This window comes from uncultured Sphingomonas sp. (assembly GCF_913778135.1).
GTDB lineage: Bacteria > Pseudomonadota > Alphaproteobacteria > Sphingomonadales > Sphingomonadaceae > Sphingomonas.
The window spans coordinates 1-17913 of the sequence record NZ_CAJYVU010000140.1 but is presented as its reverse complement, the minus strand read 5'-3'; the positions used below and the strand labels follow the sequence as shown (position 1 = coordinate 17913).

The following is a 17913-nucleotide window of genomic DNA, read 5'->3' as shown; positions in this document are numbered from 1 at the left end:
GGCGCGGCGCGGCTGGATGTCGGCCCCTCGGCGGTGCTCGTGCTTCCGGTCGAGCGGCAGGCGGTGCGCATCGGGGTGCAGTGGCGCGAGCGTGCCCTGGGCAATGCGCGGCCGGGTTCGGGCGCGGTGCTGTCGCTCGGCACCGACTTCTGACGGACAGTTACGGGACAGGGCACGCACTGCTTTCGCGCAGCGTGCGAAACGACTAACCCTGCGAACATGGACGTCTACCTGCCGATCGCGAACCTGTCGGTGAACGCGCTGGTGATGATCGCGCTGGGGGCGGGCGTCGGGTTATTGTCGGGCATGTTCGGGGTCGGCGGCGGGTTCCTGACGACGCCGTTGCTGATCGTCTACGGCATTCCGCCGACCGTCGCCGCGGCGTCGGCGGCGAGCCAGGTGACGGGCGCGAGCGTTTCGGGCGTGTTCGCGCATTTTCGCCGTGGCGGCGTCGACGTGAAGATGGGCACGATCCTGGTCGCGGGCGGTGTCGGCGGCACGATGGCGGGCGCGTTCGTGTTCCGGTTCCTGCAGGCGTCAGGGCAGATCGATACGGTGATCGGCATCATCTACGTCGTGCTGCTCGGCTGGATCGGCACCTTGATGGCGACCGAGGCGATCCGCTCGATCCGCGTGCTGCACGGCGCGGCGGCACCGCGGCCAAGGCGTCGGCGGCACCACCCGCTGGTCGCCAGCCTACCATGGCGGACGCGCTTCTACGCCTCGGGGCTGTACATATCGCCGCTCGCCCCGCTGCTGCTCGGCTTCGGGATCGGCATGCTGACGGTGCTGCTTGGTGTCGGCGGCGGGTTCATCCTGGTGCCTGCGATGATCTACCTCCTCGGCATGGCGACCGCGGTGGTCGTCGGCACCTCGCTGTTCCAGACATTGTTCGTCACCATGATCGCGACGATGGTTCACGCGACGACGACCAAGGCGGTCGACATCGTGCTCGCGGGCCTGTTGCTGATCGGATCGGTCGCGGGCGCGCAGGTCGGCGCGCGCTTCGCCAATCGTGCGCGGCCCGAGTACTTGCGGCTGGCACTCGCGGTCGTCGTGCTGCTGGTCTGCCTGCGCGTCGCACTCGGCCTCGCTTGGCGCCCCGACGAAATCTATACCGTTGAGTTGTCGTGAGGGTTGGCCGACGCTTTTTGCCGGCTCTGCTGCTCGCCGCGCCGCTGCTGATGGCGCAGGCGAAGCCGACGCTTGTGCCCGACGTGTCGCAGCGCGATATTGAGATCAAGTACAGCTTCACCGGCGCCGAGCTGCTGCTGTTCGGCGCGATCATCTATCCCGGCGGGCGTCTGCCCGAGCCGGGGCACCGCACCGATGTCGTGATCGTCCTGAAAGGCCCGGCGCAGTCGATCGTCATTCGTGAAAAGGAGAAGGTCGCCGGCATCTGGGTCAATGCGAAGGCGCTGCGCTATCGCTCCGCACCGTCCTTCTACGCGATCGCCTCGTCGCGCCCGATCGACAAGCTGGTCGATGAACGCACCCGCGCGATCTACGAATTGGGGCTGGGCAGCCTGCAACTCTCGCCCGCGTCGAACGCCCCGGCGGCAGTGCAGGACCGTTTCACCGCCGGGCTGGTCGAGCAGCGTCGCCGCACCGGGCTGTTCGTCGAGGCGCCGGGCGCGGTCGAGATCACCGGGGGCGTGCTCTACCGCGCGCGGCTGACCATCCCCGCGCGCGTGCCGACCGGGCGCTTCACTGCCGAGACCTTCCTGATTCGCGACGGGCGGGTGCTCGCCGCCGCGGTGCGCGACATTGACGTGCGCAAGACCGGGTTCGAGCGATTCGTGACCCGCGCCGCCGATCGCCACGCAATCCTCTACGGCCTGACTGCGGTCGCACTGTCGGCGCTGCTCGGCTGGGGCGCGGGGCGCATTGCGCGCAGGACGTAAGCCATGGGGATCGGCTCCGTTTCGGACACGATCACGCAAAATTTACACTATCGGCTTACCACTGCTCGCCATGAACGGCGTGCCTGCATGAACGATCAACCCGCATCGCATTTCTTCGCCGCTGCGGTGGCGCAGGCGAATGGATTCGTGGCGGCGGAGCCGATCGGCTACGTGCTCGAGGTCGCGGGCGCGCGCAGCGAAATGGTGCTCGACCTCGCCGCGCTGACGCCGCTGTTGCAGCACGCCGACCCGGTACTCGCGACCGCGGGGCAGGTCGGCGGACAGGTCAAGGTACGCGTCGGATCTAGCTGGCTGCTCGCCAGCATCCGCTCGCTGAAACTCGCGCCCGGCGGCGCGGGGCAGGTCGTCGCCGCGGTCGACTTCGTCGGTGAGGGCGACGAGGAGCAGCTGACCGGCCGTTTGTACCAGTTCCGCCGCGGCGTGACGCGTTATCCCATGCCGGGCAGCGAGGTGTTCCCGGCTACCGGCGACGATCTGGCGCAGGTCTACGCCGCCGACGAGCGCGCGGTGGTCGAGGTCGGGCACGTCTACCCGACCGACAACGTCCGCGGCGCGCTCTACGTTGACGCGATGCTGGGCAAACATTTCGCGCTGCTCGGCTCGACCGGTACCGGCAAGTCGACCTCGGCGGCGCTGATCCTGCACCGCATCTGCGCGCTAGCGCCGCAGGGTCATATCGTGATGATCGACCCGCACGGCGAATATGGCGCGGCATTCCGCGACAACGGCGCGCTGTACGACGTCAACAATCTGCAGATGCCGTACTGGCTGATGAATTTCGAGGAACATTGCGAGGTGTTCCTCACCTCCAGCGGTGCCGACCGGCAGGTCGATGCCGACATCCTCGCGAAATGCCTGCTCGCCGCGCGCGCCAAGGGGCGGTTGGGGCAGGAAATCCCCAAGCTGACCGTCGACGCGCCGGTGCCATATCTGCTCAGCGACCTCTTGCAACTGATCCAGCAGGAGATGGGCAAGATGGACCGCGCCGGCTCGACCGCGCCGTATCTCCGACTCAAGACCAAGATCGAGGAGATCAAGGCCGATCCTCGCTTCGGCTTCATGTTCTCCGGCATGCTGGTCGCCGACACGATGGCGGCGTTCGTGTCGCGCATCTTCCGCCTGCCCGGCGACGGCAAGCCGATCTCGATCATCGATGTGTCGGGCGTGCCGAGCGAGATCACCGCGGTCGTGGTCGCGGTGCTGAGCCGCATGGTGTTCGACTTCGCGATCTGGTCGCGCAACGAGCCGCAGCGCCCGATCCTGCTCGTCTGCGAGGAGGCGCACCGCTACGTGCCGTCCGACCGCGACCGGCAGAGCGCTGTATCGCGCATCCTCGGCCGGATTGCCAAGGAAGGGCGCAAGTACGGCGTCTCGCTCGGCCTCATCACGCAGCGCCCGTCAGACCTCGCCGAGGGCGTGCTGTCGCAGTGCGGCACGATCCTCGCCATGCGGCTCAACAACGAGCGCGACCAGGCGTTCGTGCGCGCCGCGATGCCCGAGGGCGCGCGCGGCTTCCTCGACTCGATACCGGCTTTGCGCAACCGCGAGTGCATCATCTGCGGCGAGGGCGTCTCGATCCCGATGCGCATCTCGCTCGACACGCTCGAGCCCGCGAAGCGCCCGGCATCGGCCGACCCGAGCTTCACCGAGCTATGGCGCGAATCGGGCGACGAGGATCAGATCGTCCAGCGCACCATTCAACGCTGGCGCGCGCAGGGGCGGTAACTAAGGCGCTCTAACCTTAAAAGAGCGCTGCGATGGAACGTTGGGCTTAAATCAGGTGCGGTTGTTCGCAGGCGGCGTGACCGTGAGAAGTGCCTTGGAACCGCGACCGGACCTGATTACGCGCAAGCGGATTGACGTTCCATCACGTCGAAGACCGACCACAACATTCCCTCGCGTGGTAATTCGATAACCCGCTTTCTCGGCGTTCGAGGCATAATTGTCTCTGAACAGCGTCACCATGAGAGGACTGTTTAACTCGTAAATGGCTGGTGCACCCGGCGACCGAGAATTCACCGCGATGTCCATGTTGGCCAGCGTTGTGCGGGGCGGAGGCGTGATACCTGCTAAGGCAGGGGCGGCGCCTTTTGTGTGAGAAGCCTGCAAGGGTGCGCTTAGAGTGGTCCCAACTGTATGTGTCGGAGCTGTCATCAGCAGCACAATTGTGGTGAATACCATAAGCATCCTCAACATATTGATTTGTAGGCGAGAGAGCATGCCGCTGTCGAACAGCTGATCTGTCTTCGAACGCGCGCCTGATACGTCAGTGTCGCGAACGGGCGATAACGGGTATTCGTCACCTCTCATGCACGCGTGACGCGCGCAACCTCATCTTACGTTGCGCTCCCCACCCATTGCCATCGCGCCCACGGGGGTTAAAGCCGGCGCGCGAAAGGGTATTCGACCATGAAGCTGTTGACGGGCAATTCAAACCTGCCGCTCGCCACCGCGATCTCGGATTATCTCGAGGTGCCGCTGACGGAGGCGCTGGTGCGCCGCTTCGCCGACGAGGAGATCTTCGTCGAGATCATGGAGAATGTCCGCGGCGAGGACGTGTTCCTGCTCCAGTCGACCAGCTATCCCGCCAACGACAATCTGATGGAGCTGCTGATCATGATCGACGCGTGCAAGCGCGCGTCGGCCAAGCGGATCACCGCGGTGCTGCCTTATTTCGGCTACGCGCGGCAGGATCGCAAACCGGGGCCGCGCACGCCGATCTCGGCGAAGCTCGTCGCCAACCTGATCACCACCGCGGGCGCGAACCGCGTGCTGTCGGTCGATCTCCACGCCGGGCAGATCCAGGGATTCTTCGACATCCCCACCGACAATCTCTTCGCCGCGCCGGTGATGAGCGCGGACATCCGCACCCGCTTCGGCGACAAGAATCTGATGGTGGTTTCCCCCGACGTGGGCGGTGTGGTGCGCGCGCGGGCCTTGTCCAAGCGGCTCGACAACGCCCCGCTCGCGATCGTCGACAAGCGTCGCGAGCGTGCGGGCGAATCGGAGGTCATGAACATCATCGGCGATGTTGAGGGCCGCTTCTGCGTGCTGATCGACGATATCGTCGATTCGGCCGGCACGCTCTGCAACGCGGCGGCGGCGCTGCGTGAGGCGGGGGCGGAGGATGTCGTCGCCTATGTCACGCACGGCGTGCTGTCTGGCGGCGCGGTGGCCCGCGTCGAGGGATCGGCGCTGCGCGAGCTGGTGATCACCGATTCGATCGGCAACCACGAGTCGATCGGGAAGGCGGCGAAGATCCGCCACCTGACGATCGCGCCGCTGCTCGCCGAGGCGATCAAGCGGATCGCGGACGAGACTAGCGTGAGTAGTTTGTTTGACTGACGGGTGAAGGCGCAACTGCGTTCGCGCCGGTGCCGCAAAGCGGCATCATCCGGCACGGCCGGCGGACAGGCGCCAGCCTGATTCGGCCGACGACGCGGGCTCTGCCCGCGTGAGCCTTCTTCTCGCTACCTCCGCGCCGAGGTGCGCTTGAGAGAATGGCAAAGAAACGCGGGCAAAGTTCACGTGTTCAGCCAGGTTCGGCTTTGCCGCCCTGCTGGCAGGGCGAGCGGTTCGCAAGCGCGAACTGCGCGACGCAGTCGCGCTTACCGCTCGCCGAGCGCCACAATATGCTCCAAAACCGCCGGGTGCAGCGGCTTCGAGAACGCGCAGCCGTACCGGACCTTGTCGCGCCACGCGACCACCGCCTCCAGCGCGGCAAGCCCCGGCAGCGTCAGCCACACCGTCGTCCCCGGCCACAAGGTGAAGCTCGTCTGCGCGCGAAAGCCGGTGGCCGACAGGTCGACCACATCGATCTCGAACCGCGTGTTGCCGCGGTCGCGCAGGTGCGCCTTCATCTTCACCGCGCGACGCAGCGAGTGGCGATGTTCCTCCAGCTCGGAAGGTGCGGGGATCGGGACGGCGGGTTCCATGCCGCCTGTCATGCGCCGCTAAGGGTTAATCTTCGGCAAAGATCGACGCGTGCGGCACCGTCGACTGGCGCAGTCCCTTGCGTCCGCGCCGTTTCAGTTCGGCTTTCAGGTCCTCAGGGCGTGGCGCGACGATGAAGCCGAAGCTGACATTTCCCTCGCGCGTCTCGACCACGTGGTGGAGGCGGTGCGCCTGCACGATCCGCTTCATGTACGCGCCCTTCGGCAGGTATCGCGTCGGCACGCGGCGGTGCACGATCACGTCGTGGAAACCGAAATAGATCATGCCGTAGGCGGCGACGCCCGCGCCGATCCAAACCAACCCCGGCCACCAGCCATAGTGCAACGCGCCGTAGATCATCGCGATCGACGGCACTGCGAAGATCACCGCGTAGAGATCGTTCAATTCCCAATGCCCGTCGCGTGCGCGGTGATGGCTCTTGTGCAGGAACCAGCCGGGTCCGTGCATCACCCAGCGGTGCATCGCATAGGCGAAACCCTCCATCAGCACGACGGTGACGAGGAACAGGAGAAGCGCGGACCACCAAGCCATTGTGTTCGCGCATATAGCGCTCGCGCGCCCTTACCGCTACGTCGCACCGCACCATGAACGACGAACTGCGATCCGCCGCCCTCGAATCCAAGGCTTGGCCGTACGAGGAGGCGCGGAAGCTCCTCAAACGCTATCCGCAGGGCAAGCCCGGTGGTGAAGCGGTGCTGTTCGAAACCGGCTACGGTCCTTCGGGGCTGCCGCATATCGGCACGTTCAACGAGGTGCTGCGCACGACAATGGTGCGTCAGGCGTTCCACGCGTTGTCCGATCAACCCACGCGGCTGGTCGCGTTCAGCGACGACATGGATGGCCTGCGCAAAGTGCCCGACAATGTGCCGAACGGCGCGATGCTGGCGGAGCATCTGGGCAAGCCGCTGACGCGCATCCCCGATCCGTTCGGCAAGTTCGACAGTTTCGCCGCGCACAACAACGCGATGCTGCGCGAGTTTCTCGATCGCTTCGGGTTCGATTACGAGTTCGTCTCCTCGACCGATTACTACACGCAAGGCCGCTTCGACGAGGCGCTGAAGGGCGTGCTGCGCCATTACGGAGGTGTGATGGACGTGATGCTGCCGACGCTCCGCGCCGAGCGCCGCGCGACCTATTCGCCGATCCTGCCGATCAGCCAGGTGAGCGGCATCGTACTTCAAGTTCCGGTCGAGGTGGTCGATGCCGAGTCGGGCTTGATCGCCTTCACCGATCCGGCAACGGGCGAGCGCGTCGAACAGAGCGCGCTCGGCGGCATGTCGAAGCTGCAGTGGAAGGTCGACTGGGCGATGCGCTGGGTCGCGCTCGGCGTCGATTACGAGATGGCGGGCAAGGACCTGATCGACTCGGTGACGCAATCGTCGAAGATCGCGCGCGTGCTCGGCGGGCGCCCGCCCGAAGGCTTCAACTACGAGATGTTCCTCGACGAGAATGGCGAGAAAATCTCCAAGTCGAAGGGTAACGGGCTGAGCCTCGAGCAGTGGCTGACCTATGGCCCCAAGGAGAGCCTCGCTTTCTACGCCTACCGTGAGCCGAAAAAGGCCAAGCAGCTCCACATGGGCGTGATCCCGCGCGCGGTGGACGAATATTGGCAGTTCCGCGGTAATTACGGGACCCAGGCGGTCAAGGAACGGCTCGGAAATCCGGTCCACCACATCCATGACGGCAACCTGCCCGACGGCGAGTTGCCGGTCACGTTCGGGCTGCTGCTCAACCTGGTCGGCGTGATGGGCGAGGGCGCGACGCCGGATCAGGTCTGGGCCTATCTCGCGAACTACGTGCCCGACGCGTCGGCGGCGCGTTATCCTGAGCTCGACCGGCTGATCGGCCACGCGCTCGCCTATCACCGCGATTTCATCGCCCCGACGCTCAAGCGCCGCGCGCCCGAGGGGGTGGAGATCGAGGCATTGCAACGCCTCGACACCGCACTCGCCGCGCTGCCCGCGGACGCGAGCGCCGAGGACATCCAGAACGAGGTCTACGAGATCGGCAAGACCGGCGGGTTCGACTCGCTGCGCGACTGGTTCAAGGCATTGTACGAGACGCTGCTGGGATCGTCGCAGGGGCCGCGGATGGGAAGCTTCATCAAGCTGTACGGCGTGGAGAACTCGCGGAGGCTGATTGCCGAGGCCTTGGCCGCAGGCGAAGGCGCGGCCACGTCCGTGCCGGTGCAGGCGTAGCCGGCAGCGCCAAGGCCGGCCGGCGGGCCGGCGCAAGCCGCCCCGTCCGACGACGCGGGCTTTGCCCGCGGCGGCTCCGCCACGAAAGAACTACGACCTCAGGGCAAACCGCAGCTACCTTGCACCCCGCCGCTACAACCCGCATCTGATGCTGCAATGCAGCAACATTCACCCACGACGCTGAAACCCGCCGCGCCCGTCGGCGTCGTACATCTGGCACTCGCGGTCGGCGGCTTCGCGATCGGCACGACCGAGTTCGCGGCGATGAGCCTCGAGCCTGATCTGGCGCGGGGGCTGGGCGTCGATGCGCCCGCGGTCGGACACCTGATCAGCGCTTATGCGCTGGGCGTCGTCGTCGGCGCGCCAGTGCTCGCGGTCGCGCTGGCCAAGCTGCCGCGTCGCACCGCGCTGATTATCCTGATGCTGATGTTCGCGGTCGGCAACGCGCTCTCGGCGCTGGCGCCCGGATACGACGCGATGCTCGCCTTCCGCTTCCTCGCCGGACTGCCGCACGGTGCCTATTTTGGGGTCGCCGCGCTCGTCGCCGCGTCGTTGATGCCCGAGCGGCGCACGACCGCGATCGGTCGCGTGATGCTGGGGCTGACGGTTGCGACGATCGTCGGCGTGCCGCTTGCCAAGATGCTCGGGCAATGGCTCAGCTGGCGCTACGTCTTCGGCGTGGTCGCGGGGCTGGCGCTCACCACCGCCGCGCTGGTCGCCACCTTCGCGCCACACGACCGGCCTGACCGCGACGCCAGCCCGCTGCACGAACTCGCCGCGCTGCGTAACGGGCAGGTGTGGCTCACGCTCGCGATCGGCGCGATCGGCTTTGGCGGACTGTTCGCGGTCTACACCTATCTCGCCTCGACGCTGACCGAGGTCACCCGTGCGTCAAACGCGGTCGTGCCGCTGGTGCTGGCGGTATTCGGCATCGGTATGACCGCGGGCAATCTGTTCGTGCCGCGTTTCGCCGATCGCGCGCTGATGCCGACCGCGGGCGTGTTGCTGCTGTGGTCCGCCGCTGTGCTTGCGCTCTATCCGTGGGCGAGCGGCAACCTCGCCGCGATCACCACCTGCGTATTCGCGATCGGTTCCGGCGGCGCACTCGCCACCGTGTTGCAGACGAGGTTGATGGACGTGGCGGGCGGCGCGCAGGGTCTCGCCGCCGCGCTCAACCATTCCGCCTTCAACGTCGCCAATGCGATCGGCCCGTGGGCAGGCGGCCTCGCGATCGCGGGCGGCTACGGCTGGGCGTCGACCGGCTACGTCGGCAGTGCGCTGGCGCTCGGCGGACTCGCGATCTGGGCGCTGACGCTCGCGGTCGAGCGGCGTCGCGCCGCGGTCGCCTGAGCCGGATGTCCTACGCGGCGCGTGCGTGGCATGGTGGTGCCATGATCATCGCCCGCGCTGCCGAACATCGCACCCCTCGCGCGCGCATGCGTAGGGGTGTGACTTTAGTGACCTTCCAGCCGCGCGCAGACCGCGCGTGAGGCGCTTCTTCTCGCCCGCGCAGGTCAGCCACGCGCCCTCCCAGGAGCTGCACAACGGCGCGTTCACCGACTACGCCGAGAAGCCGTCGCGCGCGCAGGCGATCCTCGCTGCGATCGGTGGCGCGGAAGAGCCATCCGACTATGGTGTCGAGCCGATCGAGGCCGTGCACGATCCCGACTATCTCGCCTTTCTGCGCGATGCCGCGAACCTGTGGAAGGAAGCGGGACGTAGCGGCGAGGCGCTTCCCTACGCCTTCCCGATCGTCGGTCGCCGCCCACTCGCACTATCGCGGATCGACGCGTTGCTCGGCCGCTACGCGTTCGATGCAACCACGCCGCTGACAGAGCAGACCTGGGCGGCGGGGTACGCCAGCGCGCAATCGGCACTCGCCGCGACACACGCGGTAATGGCGGGCGATCGCGCCGCGTTCGCACTGTGCCGCCCGCCCGGCCACCATGCGGGGCGCGATTATTGCGGCGGTTACTGCCACATCAACGTGGCGGCAGTCGCAGCGCAGGCGGCGCGCGACGCGGGCGTTGCAAAGGTCGCGGTGCTCGACATCGATTATCACCACGGCAACGGAACGCAGGACATCTTCTGGGAGCGCGGCGACGTCTTCTACGCCTCCGTCCACGCCGACCCGGCGACCGATTACCCCTTCTACTGGGGCCATGCCGATGAGGTCGGCGAGGGCGCGGGCGAGGGCACGACGCTCAACCTGCCCTTGCCGCAGGGTACGTGCATCGACGCGTTCCGCGCCGCTCAAGGAAGGGCGCTGGAGGCGATCGCGCGCTTCGGTGCCGAGCTGCTCGTCGTCAGCTTCGGCGCCGACACGTGGGAAGGCGATCCGATCAGCCGTTTTCGCCTGCGCACCGACGATTACCCGCTGCTCGCGCGCGACATTGCCTCGGCCGGGCTGCCGACCGCGATCGTAATGGAGGGCGGCTACGCGATCGACGCGCTCGGGAACAATGTCGCGGCGTTCCTGTCGGGCTTCTGATCCACTGTCAGGCGGTCGCGCGCTTCTCAAATCCGTCGAACCGCTCGCCCGACACGTCCTCACTCACCGCAACGTCGTCGACGCGCGACGCGGGCGAGCCCTGCCGCACCCGCGCGATCATCGCCTCGACCATCTCGGGCGCACCCGCGACGACCATCTCGACCGAACCGTCTGCGCGGTTGCGCACCCAGCCGTCGAGCCCAAGCGCGCGTGCCTGCTCGACCGTCCAGTCGCGGAAGAACACGCCCTGCACCCGGCCGGTCACGACCAGCCGGCGGCGGATCACTCGACCTGATCGCCGCTCGCGGGCTCGGGATAATCCTCGGACTTGGTCTGGCCCTGGTTCTTCACCGCCTGCTCGTCCTCGACCGAACGAACCTTGTCGTCGCGCTCGAAATCGCCGCCGGGCTTGTTGGGTTGGTCGGGCATCGCATCGTCTCCTTCGCCCGTCTCAACGAGCCGCAGTCCGCGAAGGTTCAGCCATCACCCTCAGCCGTCGCGTCGCCGCTCGATCAGCCACGGCCGTGGGCGTCCGGTCGGCTGCGGCTTGCCGTCGAGCCTGACCGCGCGGTTGACCCGCACCGGGCGCAGCATCAGCGTGCCGCGCATTTGCCCGCCGACCGGCTCGGCCAGGATACGCCGCACCGTTGCCTGTCCGCCGACGACGCGACCGAATGCGGCATAGCCCGGGTTGCTCGGGCTCCAGTCCATCGACGGCAGCGCGCCTACGGTAATGAAGAAATTGCCGTTGGCCGACCCCGGCGGCCCCATCCGCGCCATCGAGATTGTCATGTCGAGGTGCTTGATCCCGGTCTTCTTCGTCGATTCGTGCGGGATCGTGTCGAGGAAGCGGCGCGCGTCGGTGCGGATGCCGCCCTGGATGAAGCCGTAGCGCGGGTCGCGCTTGTTCTTCGCGGTGCGGTAGAACGACACGCCGTCGAAGCGCCCGTCGTCGACGTAGCGCAGGAAATTGGCGGTGGTCGCGGGCGCCTTCTTCGCGGCGAGTGCGATCACCATCGGGCCGTCCGCGGTCTCCAGGCGCACCCGCACCCATCCCGGCGTCGCGCGGTCGGCGCGTTGCGCCGCGACGGGGGCAACGAGCAAGGGCGCGAGCAGGGCGGCGGCGAGGAAGCGGATCATGGTCGCCGCGGTAGAAGTCGCGCCATCGTGCCGCAAGCTAATCGGTCCGCTTGAGCAGCGCGGCGAGGTCGCCCTCCCAGAACTTCGCCCAGGTGTGCGTGCCGTGCCCGCGCGTCTCGGGCGTCTCCGCGATCAGCCGGAACGTCGCGTCCTTCATCCGCTTCACGCCTTCCGCCGGATAGGTGAACCCGCGCGGATTGATGAAATCGTCGGCCGAGTTGATCCAAACCGTCGGCGCGGTAATCGCCTCCAGCCGCGGCCACGGATCGTAGGTCCGCGACGCGTCGAGCTGGTAGATCAGGTTGTTCGCGTCGATCCCCTTGATTGACGCCGCCATCCGCTCGCGCGCGTAGGTCACCGCGGCGTCGCGCGTCGGGTAATTGGCCTGGATCCACAAGGGCGCGCCGCCCGCGATGAACAGCAGCGACGCCGCACCACGGATGCCTTGCGCAGGCTCGGCGGTGTACTTGCCCGCCATCCACACCGGATCGCTGGTGATCGCGTCGATCGCGAGCTGCCGCCACATCCGGTTTAATCCCGCGATCGGCACCACCTCGCACCCCAGCGGCATCAGCGCACGCGCGAACGTCGGGTAGGTCTCGCCCCAGACGAAGGCGTGCATGCACCCCATCGACGTGCCCATGATCAGCCGCATCCGCTTGATGCCCAGCCCGTCGGTCAACAGCCGGTGCTGCGCCGCCACCATGTCGTCATAGTCGTATTTCGGGAATGCCATCCGCATGCCATCGGATGGCTTGGACGACCCGCCGTGCCCGATATTGTCGGGCAGGATGATCCAGTAGCGCCGGATGTCGAGCAGCTGACCGGGGCCGTAGAGCCGGTCGGCGAATTGGGGTGCGAGGAACTGCTTGCCCGTGCCGCCGGTGCCGTGGAGCACCATCACCGCGTTGTCGATCTCACCCGCGGCATTGCGGTGCGGGGTGCCGAGCGTGGTGTAGTGGAGCCTGAGCTCGCGCATCCGCTCGCCCGAGCGGAAGGTGAAGTCGCGCAGCGTGTAATCGGCCTCGCGTGTCGGCCATCTGCTGGTGATCGCTGGCGTACTGGCAGCGCGGGTCGCGATCGGCGCGGCGGGTGTGGCCTGCGGCGGCGTGGTCAGCGCCTGGGCGGCGGCGAGCAAGAAGGCGAGCAGCATGGCGCCATGCTACACGCCGTGCGCCACCGCGCCAGTGGGTGCCTTACCGCTCCCGCGTCGCGTTGAAGCGGACCTTGGGATAGCGATCGGCGACGTAGCCGATCTCCCACGCACTCTTGGCCAGGAACACCGGATTGCCGTCGCGGTCCTTCGCCATCGCTCCGCGATTGAGGTCGGCGAACGCCTTCAGGTCCGCCGCGTCGCCCGTCACCCAGCGCGCGGTGTCGAACGGCGCGGGTTCCAGTCCGGCGGCGACCTTGTATTCCGCCTCTAACCGGCTGATCAGCACCTCGAGCTGCAATTGGCCGACGACGCCGACGATCCAGTTCGATCCGATCTCGGGATAGAAGACCTGCGTCACGCCCTCCTCGGCCATGTCGTCCAGCGCCTTGCGCAACTGCTTGGTCTTGGTCGGATCTTTCAGCGCCACGCGACGCAGGATCTCGGGCGCGAAATTGGGCAGGCCGGTGAAGCGGATGTCGGCGCGCTCCGACAAGGTATCGCCGACGCGCAAAGTGCCGTGGTTGGGAATGCCGATGATGTCGCCCGGAAACGCCTCGTCGGCGACCTCGCGGTTCTGCGCAAAGAACAGGATCGGCGAGTGAACTGCGATCGGCTTGCCGTGACCCGTCGGCGTCAGCTTCATGCCGCGCTTGAACGTGCCCGAGCACAATCGCATGAACGCGATGCGGTCGCGGTGGTTTGGGTCCATGTTGGCCTGCACCTTGAACACGAACCCGGTCACCTCGTCCGCCTCGGGCGCGATCGGTGCGGGCTCGGCCGGCTGCGGGCGAGGAGCGGGCGCGTGGCGTGCGAGCGCGTCGATCAGCTCGGCGACACCAAAATCCTTCAACGCCGATCCGAAATAGACCGGCGTCAGGTCGCCGTTGCGATATGCCTCCGCGTCGAACTCCGCGTAACCCGCCTGCGCCAGCTCGACCTCCTCGGCGAACCGTTCTGACAAGGTCACGTCCTGGTCGACCTTGCCCTGGAAGTTGCGGCTGTCTCCCTCGGGTCGGCTGATGCCGCCCGTCTCCAGGTCGAGCACGCCCTCGAACTCGCCGCCCATCCCGATCGGCCAGCTCATCGGCGCCACGTCGAGTGCCAGGATGTCGGCGATCTCGTCCAACAGCTCGAACACCGGGCGGCCTTCGCGGTCGACCTTGTTGACGAAGGTGATGATCGGCACGCTGCGCAGCCGGCAGACCTCGAACAGCTTGCGCGTTTGCGCCTCGATGCCGCGCGCCGCGTCGATGACCATGACGGCGGAATCGACCGCGGTCAGCGTGCGATAGGTGTCTTCGGAGAAATCCTCGTGCCCCGGCGTGTCGAGCAGGTTGAAGGTGATCCCGTCCCGCTCGAACGTCATCACCGACGAGGTGACCGAGATGCCGCGCTGCTGCTCGATCTTCATCCAGTCGGAGCGCGCGCGCCGGTTCGCGCCGCGTGCCTTCACCTCGCCCGCGAGATGGATGGCACCGCCCGCGACAAGCAGCTTCTCGGTCAGCGTGGTCTTGCCGGCGTCGGGGTGGGAGATGATCGCGAAGGTACGGCGGGGCGAAGTCATGGTGATCCTGGATGAACGTCACCGGCATGATCGGCCTGGCGAACGGACGCGGTGTTGGTGGCGCGCTTAGCAGCAACTCGGGAGCGAGAACAGCGGCGGGCGTTCGCACGACCGATGACGATCCACGACGTGATCCAGAAAATGTGCTGTGCCGAAGGCTTCCCGCTCAGCCGCGCAACAGCGCCGCAGCGAGTGCAATCATGCCGAACACCGCCACGACCAGCAGCACCAGCACGACCTCGATCGCGCGTTGAACCTTGGGATCATTGGCCATATCCGAGGCTATCGACGCTGCAGCGCGCAGGCTCAAGCGGCAAGTTCCGGTCATGCCAATGCTTTGCTCTGAATCAGCCGATCGCATTTTGACGCAAGCGAAGTCGCCGGTCAGAGCCAGCGGTCGATGCGGGCAGCAAAGGAGCGAACCCGACCTATGCGGTCTCGTTCACCAGACCCGCTGTCCCGTTCGAAGATGTCCTTTTCGACGCGGCGCCGGTCTCGCTACCAGCGCCGGTACCCGAGAGCATGCCGTTCAGCGAACCGCCCGCGATGCCGAGCTCGGCCATCAGCCCGTCGATCAGCGGCCCACCGACGCGGTAGCGCATCGCCGCGGCGACGGCGGCGTCGGCCAGATTGCCCTGTCCGCTGCTGCTCCCGGCATCGCCGCCGGGCGCGTCGCCGTGCAGGCCGCGTGCGTCGACGATGCTGATGCGGTCGATGTTCTCGATCGGCTTGCCCGCGGCGGCGATGATCGCGGGCAATGCCTCCAGCATCGCCTTGCGGACGAGCAATGCGGTCTGCGCGTCGCTCAGGATATTGGTGGCTTCGTTGAGCGATGCCTGGCCCGCCGCGTCGACGCGGAACGCCGCTTCGCGTCCCTCGGCCCGTACCTTTTCCGCATCGGCCTCGGCCGTCGCTTCGGTGCGCAACGCGCTGGCGCGAGCCTCGGCGGCTTCCTTCTCCGCGGAAGCGGCGACGGTGATCTGAACCGCTTCTTCCTGCGCGCGCTGCGTCGCGGCAATGACGGCGACGTTCTTGTTGCGGTTGGCGATCTCGGTCGCCTTGGCGGTCGCGACGCTTTCCTCCGCGCGGACAGCCAGCGCGCGTGCCTCGTTGGCCGCGGCCGTCGCGGTCGATTCCTCCTCTGACTTCTGTGCGGTCTGCACTGCAGTGGTGATGCGCGCGATCTCGATCGTGCGGTCGCGCTCAATCGTCGCGGTCTGGATCGCGCCGTCGCGCGCAATCGTCGCAGTCTTGATCACCTTGTCCGCCTCGGTCTGCGCAACCGTCTGCGCCTGCGTCGCGGTGATGCGCGCGATTTCGGCGAGGCGGGTCTGCTCCGCCTCGGCGGTCGCAATCGCGGTCGCCTGTTCGGCGCGACGCGCGGACAAGGTCTGTTCCTGGAGCAGGCGCGCCTGCTCGGCGGCCTGCGCGATCTCCAGCGACTGGTTGTTCGCCTCCAGATTGCGCTGTTCGATCGCGACGCGGTTGGTCGCGACGATGTCGTTGCGGGTCTTCTTGCGCTCCTCGATCGTGCGGGTGAGCACGGTCAGCCCTTCGGCGTCAAAAGCGTTGTTCTCGTTGAAATGCTCGAACGCCGTCTGGTCGAAATGGGTGATCGACACCGATTCGAGATGAAAGCCGTTCATGTCGAGGTCGGTAAGCAGCGCTTCCTGCACCTTCTGGATGAAGTCGGCGCGATTGGCGTGAAGGTGCTCCATCGTCATCGTCGCGGCGACCGAACGCAGAGCGGAGACGAGTTTGCCGTCGAGCAGCGATTTGACCGCGTCGGGGTTGTTGACCGAATCGCCCAGCGTCTGCGCCGCTGCCGCGATCGACTCGGCATCGGGCTTCACCTTGATGTGGAAGAGCCCGACCACGTCGACGCGCAGCTTGTCGAGTGTGATCAGCGCGTCCTTGTTGAGCCGCGATACCTCGAGCTTCACCGTCGTCAGGCGGACCTGCATCAGTTCGTGGAGGACCGGGATGACCATGATGCCGCCGTTCAGTACGACCTTCTCGCCGCTGAAGCCGGTCCGGATGAGCGCCACATCCTTGGTCGCGCGCCGGTAGAGGCGGGTCAGGATGATGCCGATGATGACGAAGGCGAGCAGGACGATGCCCGCGTAGATCAGCACGTTCAGAAGCGATGCCGGCATATGTCCCCCCGGTTAGCCTGCCATTTGTCTATCAGATCGATTGAAGAAACCTATCGTCTTCCGGCAGCGCGAAGAACAGTTTTCCCTCGCGGCGAACGAGCAGGGCGCGCTCTCCGGCCTTGATGACCGTCCGGTCGTCATGCGGCTCGACCATGACGATATGCGCCTGCCCGTGCTCGTCGACGACCTTTGCCCGCGCGGGTACGCCTCGCCGAGCCGCGCCTTCCAGGATCGTGCCGCGGCGGCGCAGCAGATCGTCGGTCGAGATCACGCTCGTCTCAAACCCCGGCATGATGCGCGCCAGGCCGTTCGCGACGACGGTGTTCAGTGGGCCACCCGCGATCAGCGCGCCGACCGCGGCCAGTGGCCAGCCGAGTGGTGCGCCCGTCAGCGCCGATGCACCCTGCTGAATTGCGACTCCGACCAGGGTGAAACATCCGAGCAGCGATGTCAGCCAGATCAGGATCGGCAATTCGCCGCTCAGCCCTAGCCAGTCGAGCACGCCGTCGTGCCCCTCGATACCATCCGCGCCGACATCGAGATGGCCGAACCCCAGACCGATTGCCTCGATCAGTCCGATGCCGATCATGACGACGAACGCGATCGCGAAGGGCAGATAGGCCGGGGTCAGGAAGACGGCGAGCATCCGCTGCGATTATCACGCGCTCGGTGCGATGTCAGGACGAGCGGCGCCTTCGGCTTTGCGCCTATCGCGGCGAAAACCTTTCAGCACGTTGCCTTCGGTCGACAGGTAATTGTCGCGATAGTCGAACCGCCGCGTGTCCGAGAACAGCAGATAGTAATATTTCATCTGCTCGGACCACCAATAGCCCGGACAATGATCGGTCTGGCGCTTGGGCGAGGCGGTGACATCGGCAAGGTCGGTGTAGCCGAACGGCGCCCTGTTCCACTCCTTCATCGCCTCGAAATGCAGGCGACCGATCTCGCGCCAGCGTTGATCGCGGTCGATCAGCCACAGGTTGAACGCCGCGTCGACCAGCTCGGGCCGCAACGCGTTGGTGACCTGCGTCGGCTTCGCGGCGGCATAGTCATAGCCTTCGGGCAGCACGCCGTAGCGCGCCTGCACCTTCGCCCAGCTCTCCGTATACGCCGCGCCCTGCCGGAACGCGCCGCCTTGCCCCAACAGGCCACCGTAGAAGGACGCGAGTTCGTCCTGCTCCGCGCTGACGACCGCTCCCGTCTCGAAATCGACATCGGCGATCCACAAATTGCCGTCCTTCCACACCTGCTGGTGCTTCAGGATGGCGGCAGTGCAGGTGTCGTACATGCGCTTGCACGCCGCATCGCCGAACAGCTGCCAGCTGTCCC

General features: G+C 66.7%; 17 protein-coding genes. 7 read left to right on the top strand and 10 right to left on the bottom strand.

Annotated elements, in window-relative coordinates:
- Positions 1-219: 219 nt before the first annotated feature.
- The 4 genes from QZ847_RS12860 to QZ847_RS12845 all read left to right on the top strand — a co-directional run bounded on the left by QZ847_RS12860 (position 220) and on the right by QZ847_RS12845 (position 5270).
- Entirely contained in the window at positions 220-1134 is a 915-nt protein-coding gene (locus QZ847_RS12860) for a sulfite exporter TauE/SafE family protein (RefSeq protein ID WP_294357056.1), read from the top strand.
- Between the two features lie 50 nt (positions 1135-1184).
- A complete protein-coding gene (locus QZ847_RS12855; protein ID WP_294357058.1) occupies positions 1185-1904 on the top strand; it encodes a TIGR02186 family protein in 720 nt (239 codons plus the stop codon).
- An 87-nt stretch (positions 1905-1991) separates the two neighbouring features.
- Complete coding sequence (locus QZ847_RS12850) at positions 1992-3650, top strand: DUF87 domain-containing protein (RefSeq protein WP_294357054.1); 1659 nt, start codon at positions 1992-1994, stop codon at positions 3648-3650.
- A 684-nt stretch (positions 3651-4334) separates the two neighbouring features.
- On the top strand, positions 4335-5270 hold the full coding sequence (locus tag QZ847_RS12845) for a ribose-phosphate pyrophosphokinase (RefSeq protein WP_093006415.1): 936 nt from the start codon (positions 4335-4337) through the stop codon (positions 5268-5270).
- 263 nt (positions 5271-5533) lie between these two features.
- Here QZ847_RS12845 and QZ847_RS12840 read toward each other — a convergent pair whose 3' ends face one another.
- Together QZ847_RS12840 and QZ847_RS12835 are read right to left on the bottom strand one after the other, a co-directional pair.
- Positions 5534-5860, bottom strand: a complete 327-nt coding sequence (locus tag QZ847_RS12840) for a PilZ domain-containing protein (RefSeq protein WP_294191520.1) — start codon at positions 5858-5860, stop codon at positions 5534-5536.
- Positions 5861-5885: 25 nt separating this feature from the next.
- Entirely contained in the window at positions 5886-6410 is a 525-nt protein-coding gene (locus QZ847_RS12835; RefSeq protein ID WP_294191522.1) for a sterol desaturase family protein, read from the bottom strand.
- Positions 6411-6463: 53 nt separating this feature from the next.
- On the opposite strand from QZ847_RS12835, the gene QZ847_RS12830 reads away from it, so the two are divergent.
- The 3 genes from QZ847_RS12830 to QZ847_RS12820 all read left to right on the top strand — a co-directional run bounded on the left by QZ847_RS12830 (position 6464) and on the right by QZ847_RS12820 (position 10568).
- Positions 6464-8077 (top strand): lysine--tRNA ligase, encoded by a 1614-nt coding sequence (locus QZ847_RS12830; RefSeq protein WP_294357052.1) that lies wholly within the window; start codon positions 6464-6466, stop codon positions 8075-8077.
- A 156-nt stretch (positions 8078-8233) separates the two neighbouring features.
- Positions 8234-9427 (top strand): MFS transporter, encoded by a 1194-nt coding sequence (locus tag QZ847_RS12825; protein WP_294357050.1) that lies wholly within the window; start codon positions 8234-8236, stop codon positions 9425-9427.
- Positions 9428-9563: 136 nt separating this feature from the next.
- A complete protein-coding gene (locus tag QZ847_RS12820) occupies positions 9564-10568 on the top strand; it encodes a histone deacetylase family protein (protein WP_294357048.1) in 1005 nt (334 codons plus the stop codon).
- Positions 10569-10575: 7 nt separating this feature from the next.
- Here QZ847_RS12820 and QZ847_RS12815 read toward each other — a convergent pair whose 3' ends face one another.
- From QZ847_RS12815 to QZ847_RS12780, 8 genes are all read right to left on the bottom strand, one after another.
- Complete coding sequence (locus QZ847_RS12815) at positions 10576-10854, bottom strand: acylphosphatase (protein WP_294357046.1); 279 nt, start codon at positions 10852-10854, stop codon at positions 10576-10578.
- Positions 10851-10997 (bottom strand): hypothetical protein, encoded by a 147-nt coding sequence (locus QZ847_RS12810; protein WP_294357044.1) that lies wholly within the window; start codon positions 10995-10997, stop codon positions 10851-10853. Before QZ847_RS12810 ends, QZ847_RS12815 begins: the two co-directional genes overlap by 4 nt.
- Before the next feature lie 60 nt (positions 10998-11057).
- Positions 11058-11708, bottom strand: a complete 651-nt coding sequence (locus QZ847_RS12805; RefSeq protein ID WP_294357042.1) for a peptidylprolyl isomerase — start codon at positions 11706-11708, stop codon at positions 11058-11060.
- A 37-nt stretch (positions 11709-11745) separates the two neighbouring features.
- Entirely contained in the window at positions 11746-12861 is a 1116-nt protein-coding gene (locus QZ847_RS12800) for an alpha/beta fold hydrolase (RefSeq protein WP_294357040.1), read from the bottom strand.
- A gap of 43 nt (positions 12862-12904) precedes the next feature.
- A complete protein-coding gene (locus tag QZ847_RS12795) occupies positions 12905-14428 on the bottom strand; it encodes a peptide chain release factor 3 (RefSeq protein WP_294191530.1) in 1524 nt (507 codons plus the stop codon).
- Positions 14429-14856: 428 nt separating this feature from the next.
- Positions 14857-16584 carry a flotillin domain-containing protein gene (locus tag QZ847_RS12790; protein ID WP_294357038.1) on the bottom strand — a complete coding sequence of 576 codons (1728 nt, stop codon included), beginning with the start codon at positions 16582-16584 and terminating at the stop codon, positions 14857-14859.
- A gap of 31 nt (positions 16585-16615) precedes the next feature.
- Positions 16616-17230 (bottom strand): OB-fold-containig protein, encoded by a 615-nt coding sequence (locus QZ847_RS12785; protein ID WP_294357036.1) that lies wholly within the window; start codon positions 17228-17230, stop codon positions 16616-16618.
- A 12-nt stretch (positions 17231-17242) separates the two neighbouring features.
- On the bottom strand, positions 17243-17913 hold a 671-nt coding region (locus QZ847_RS12780), incomplete at its 5' end, for a glycoside hydrolase family 47 protein (RefSeq protein WP_294357035.1).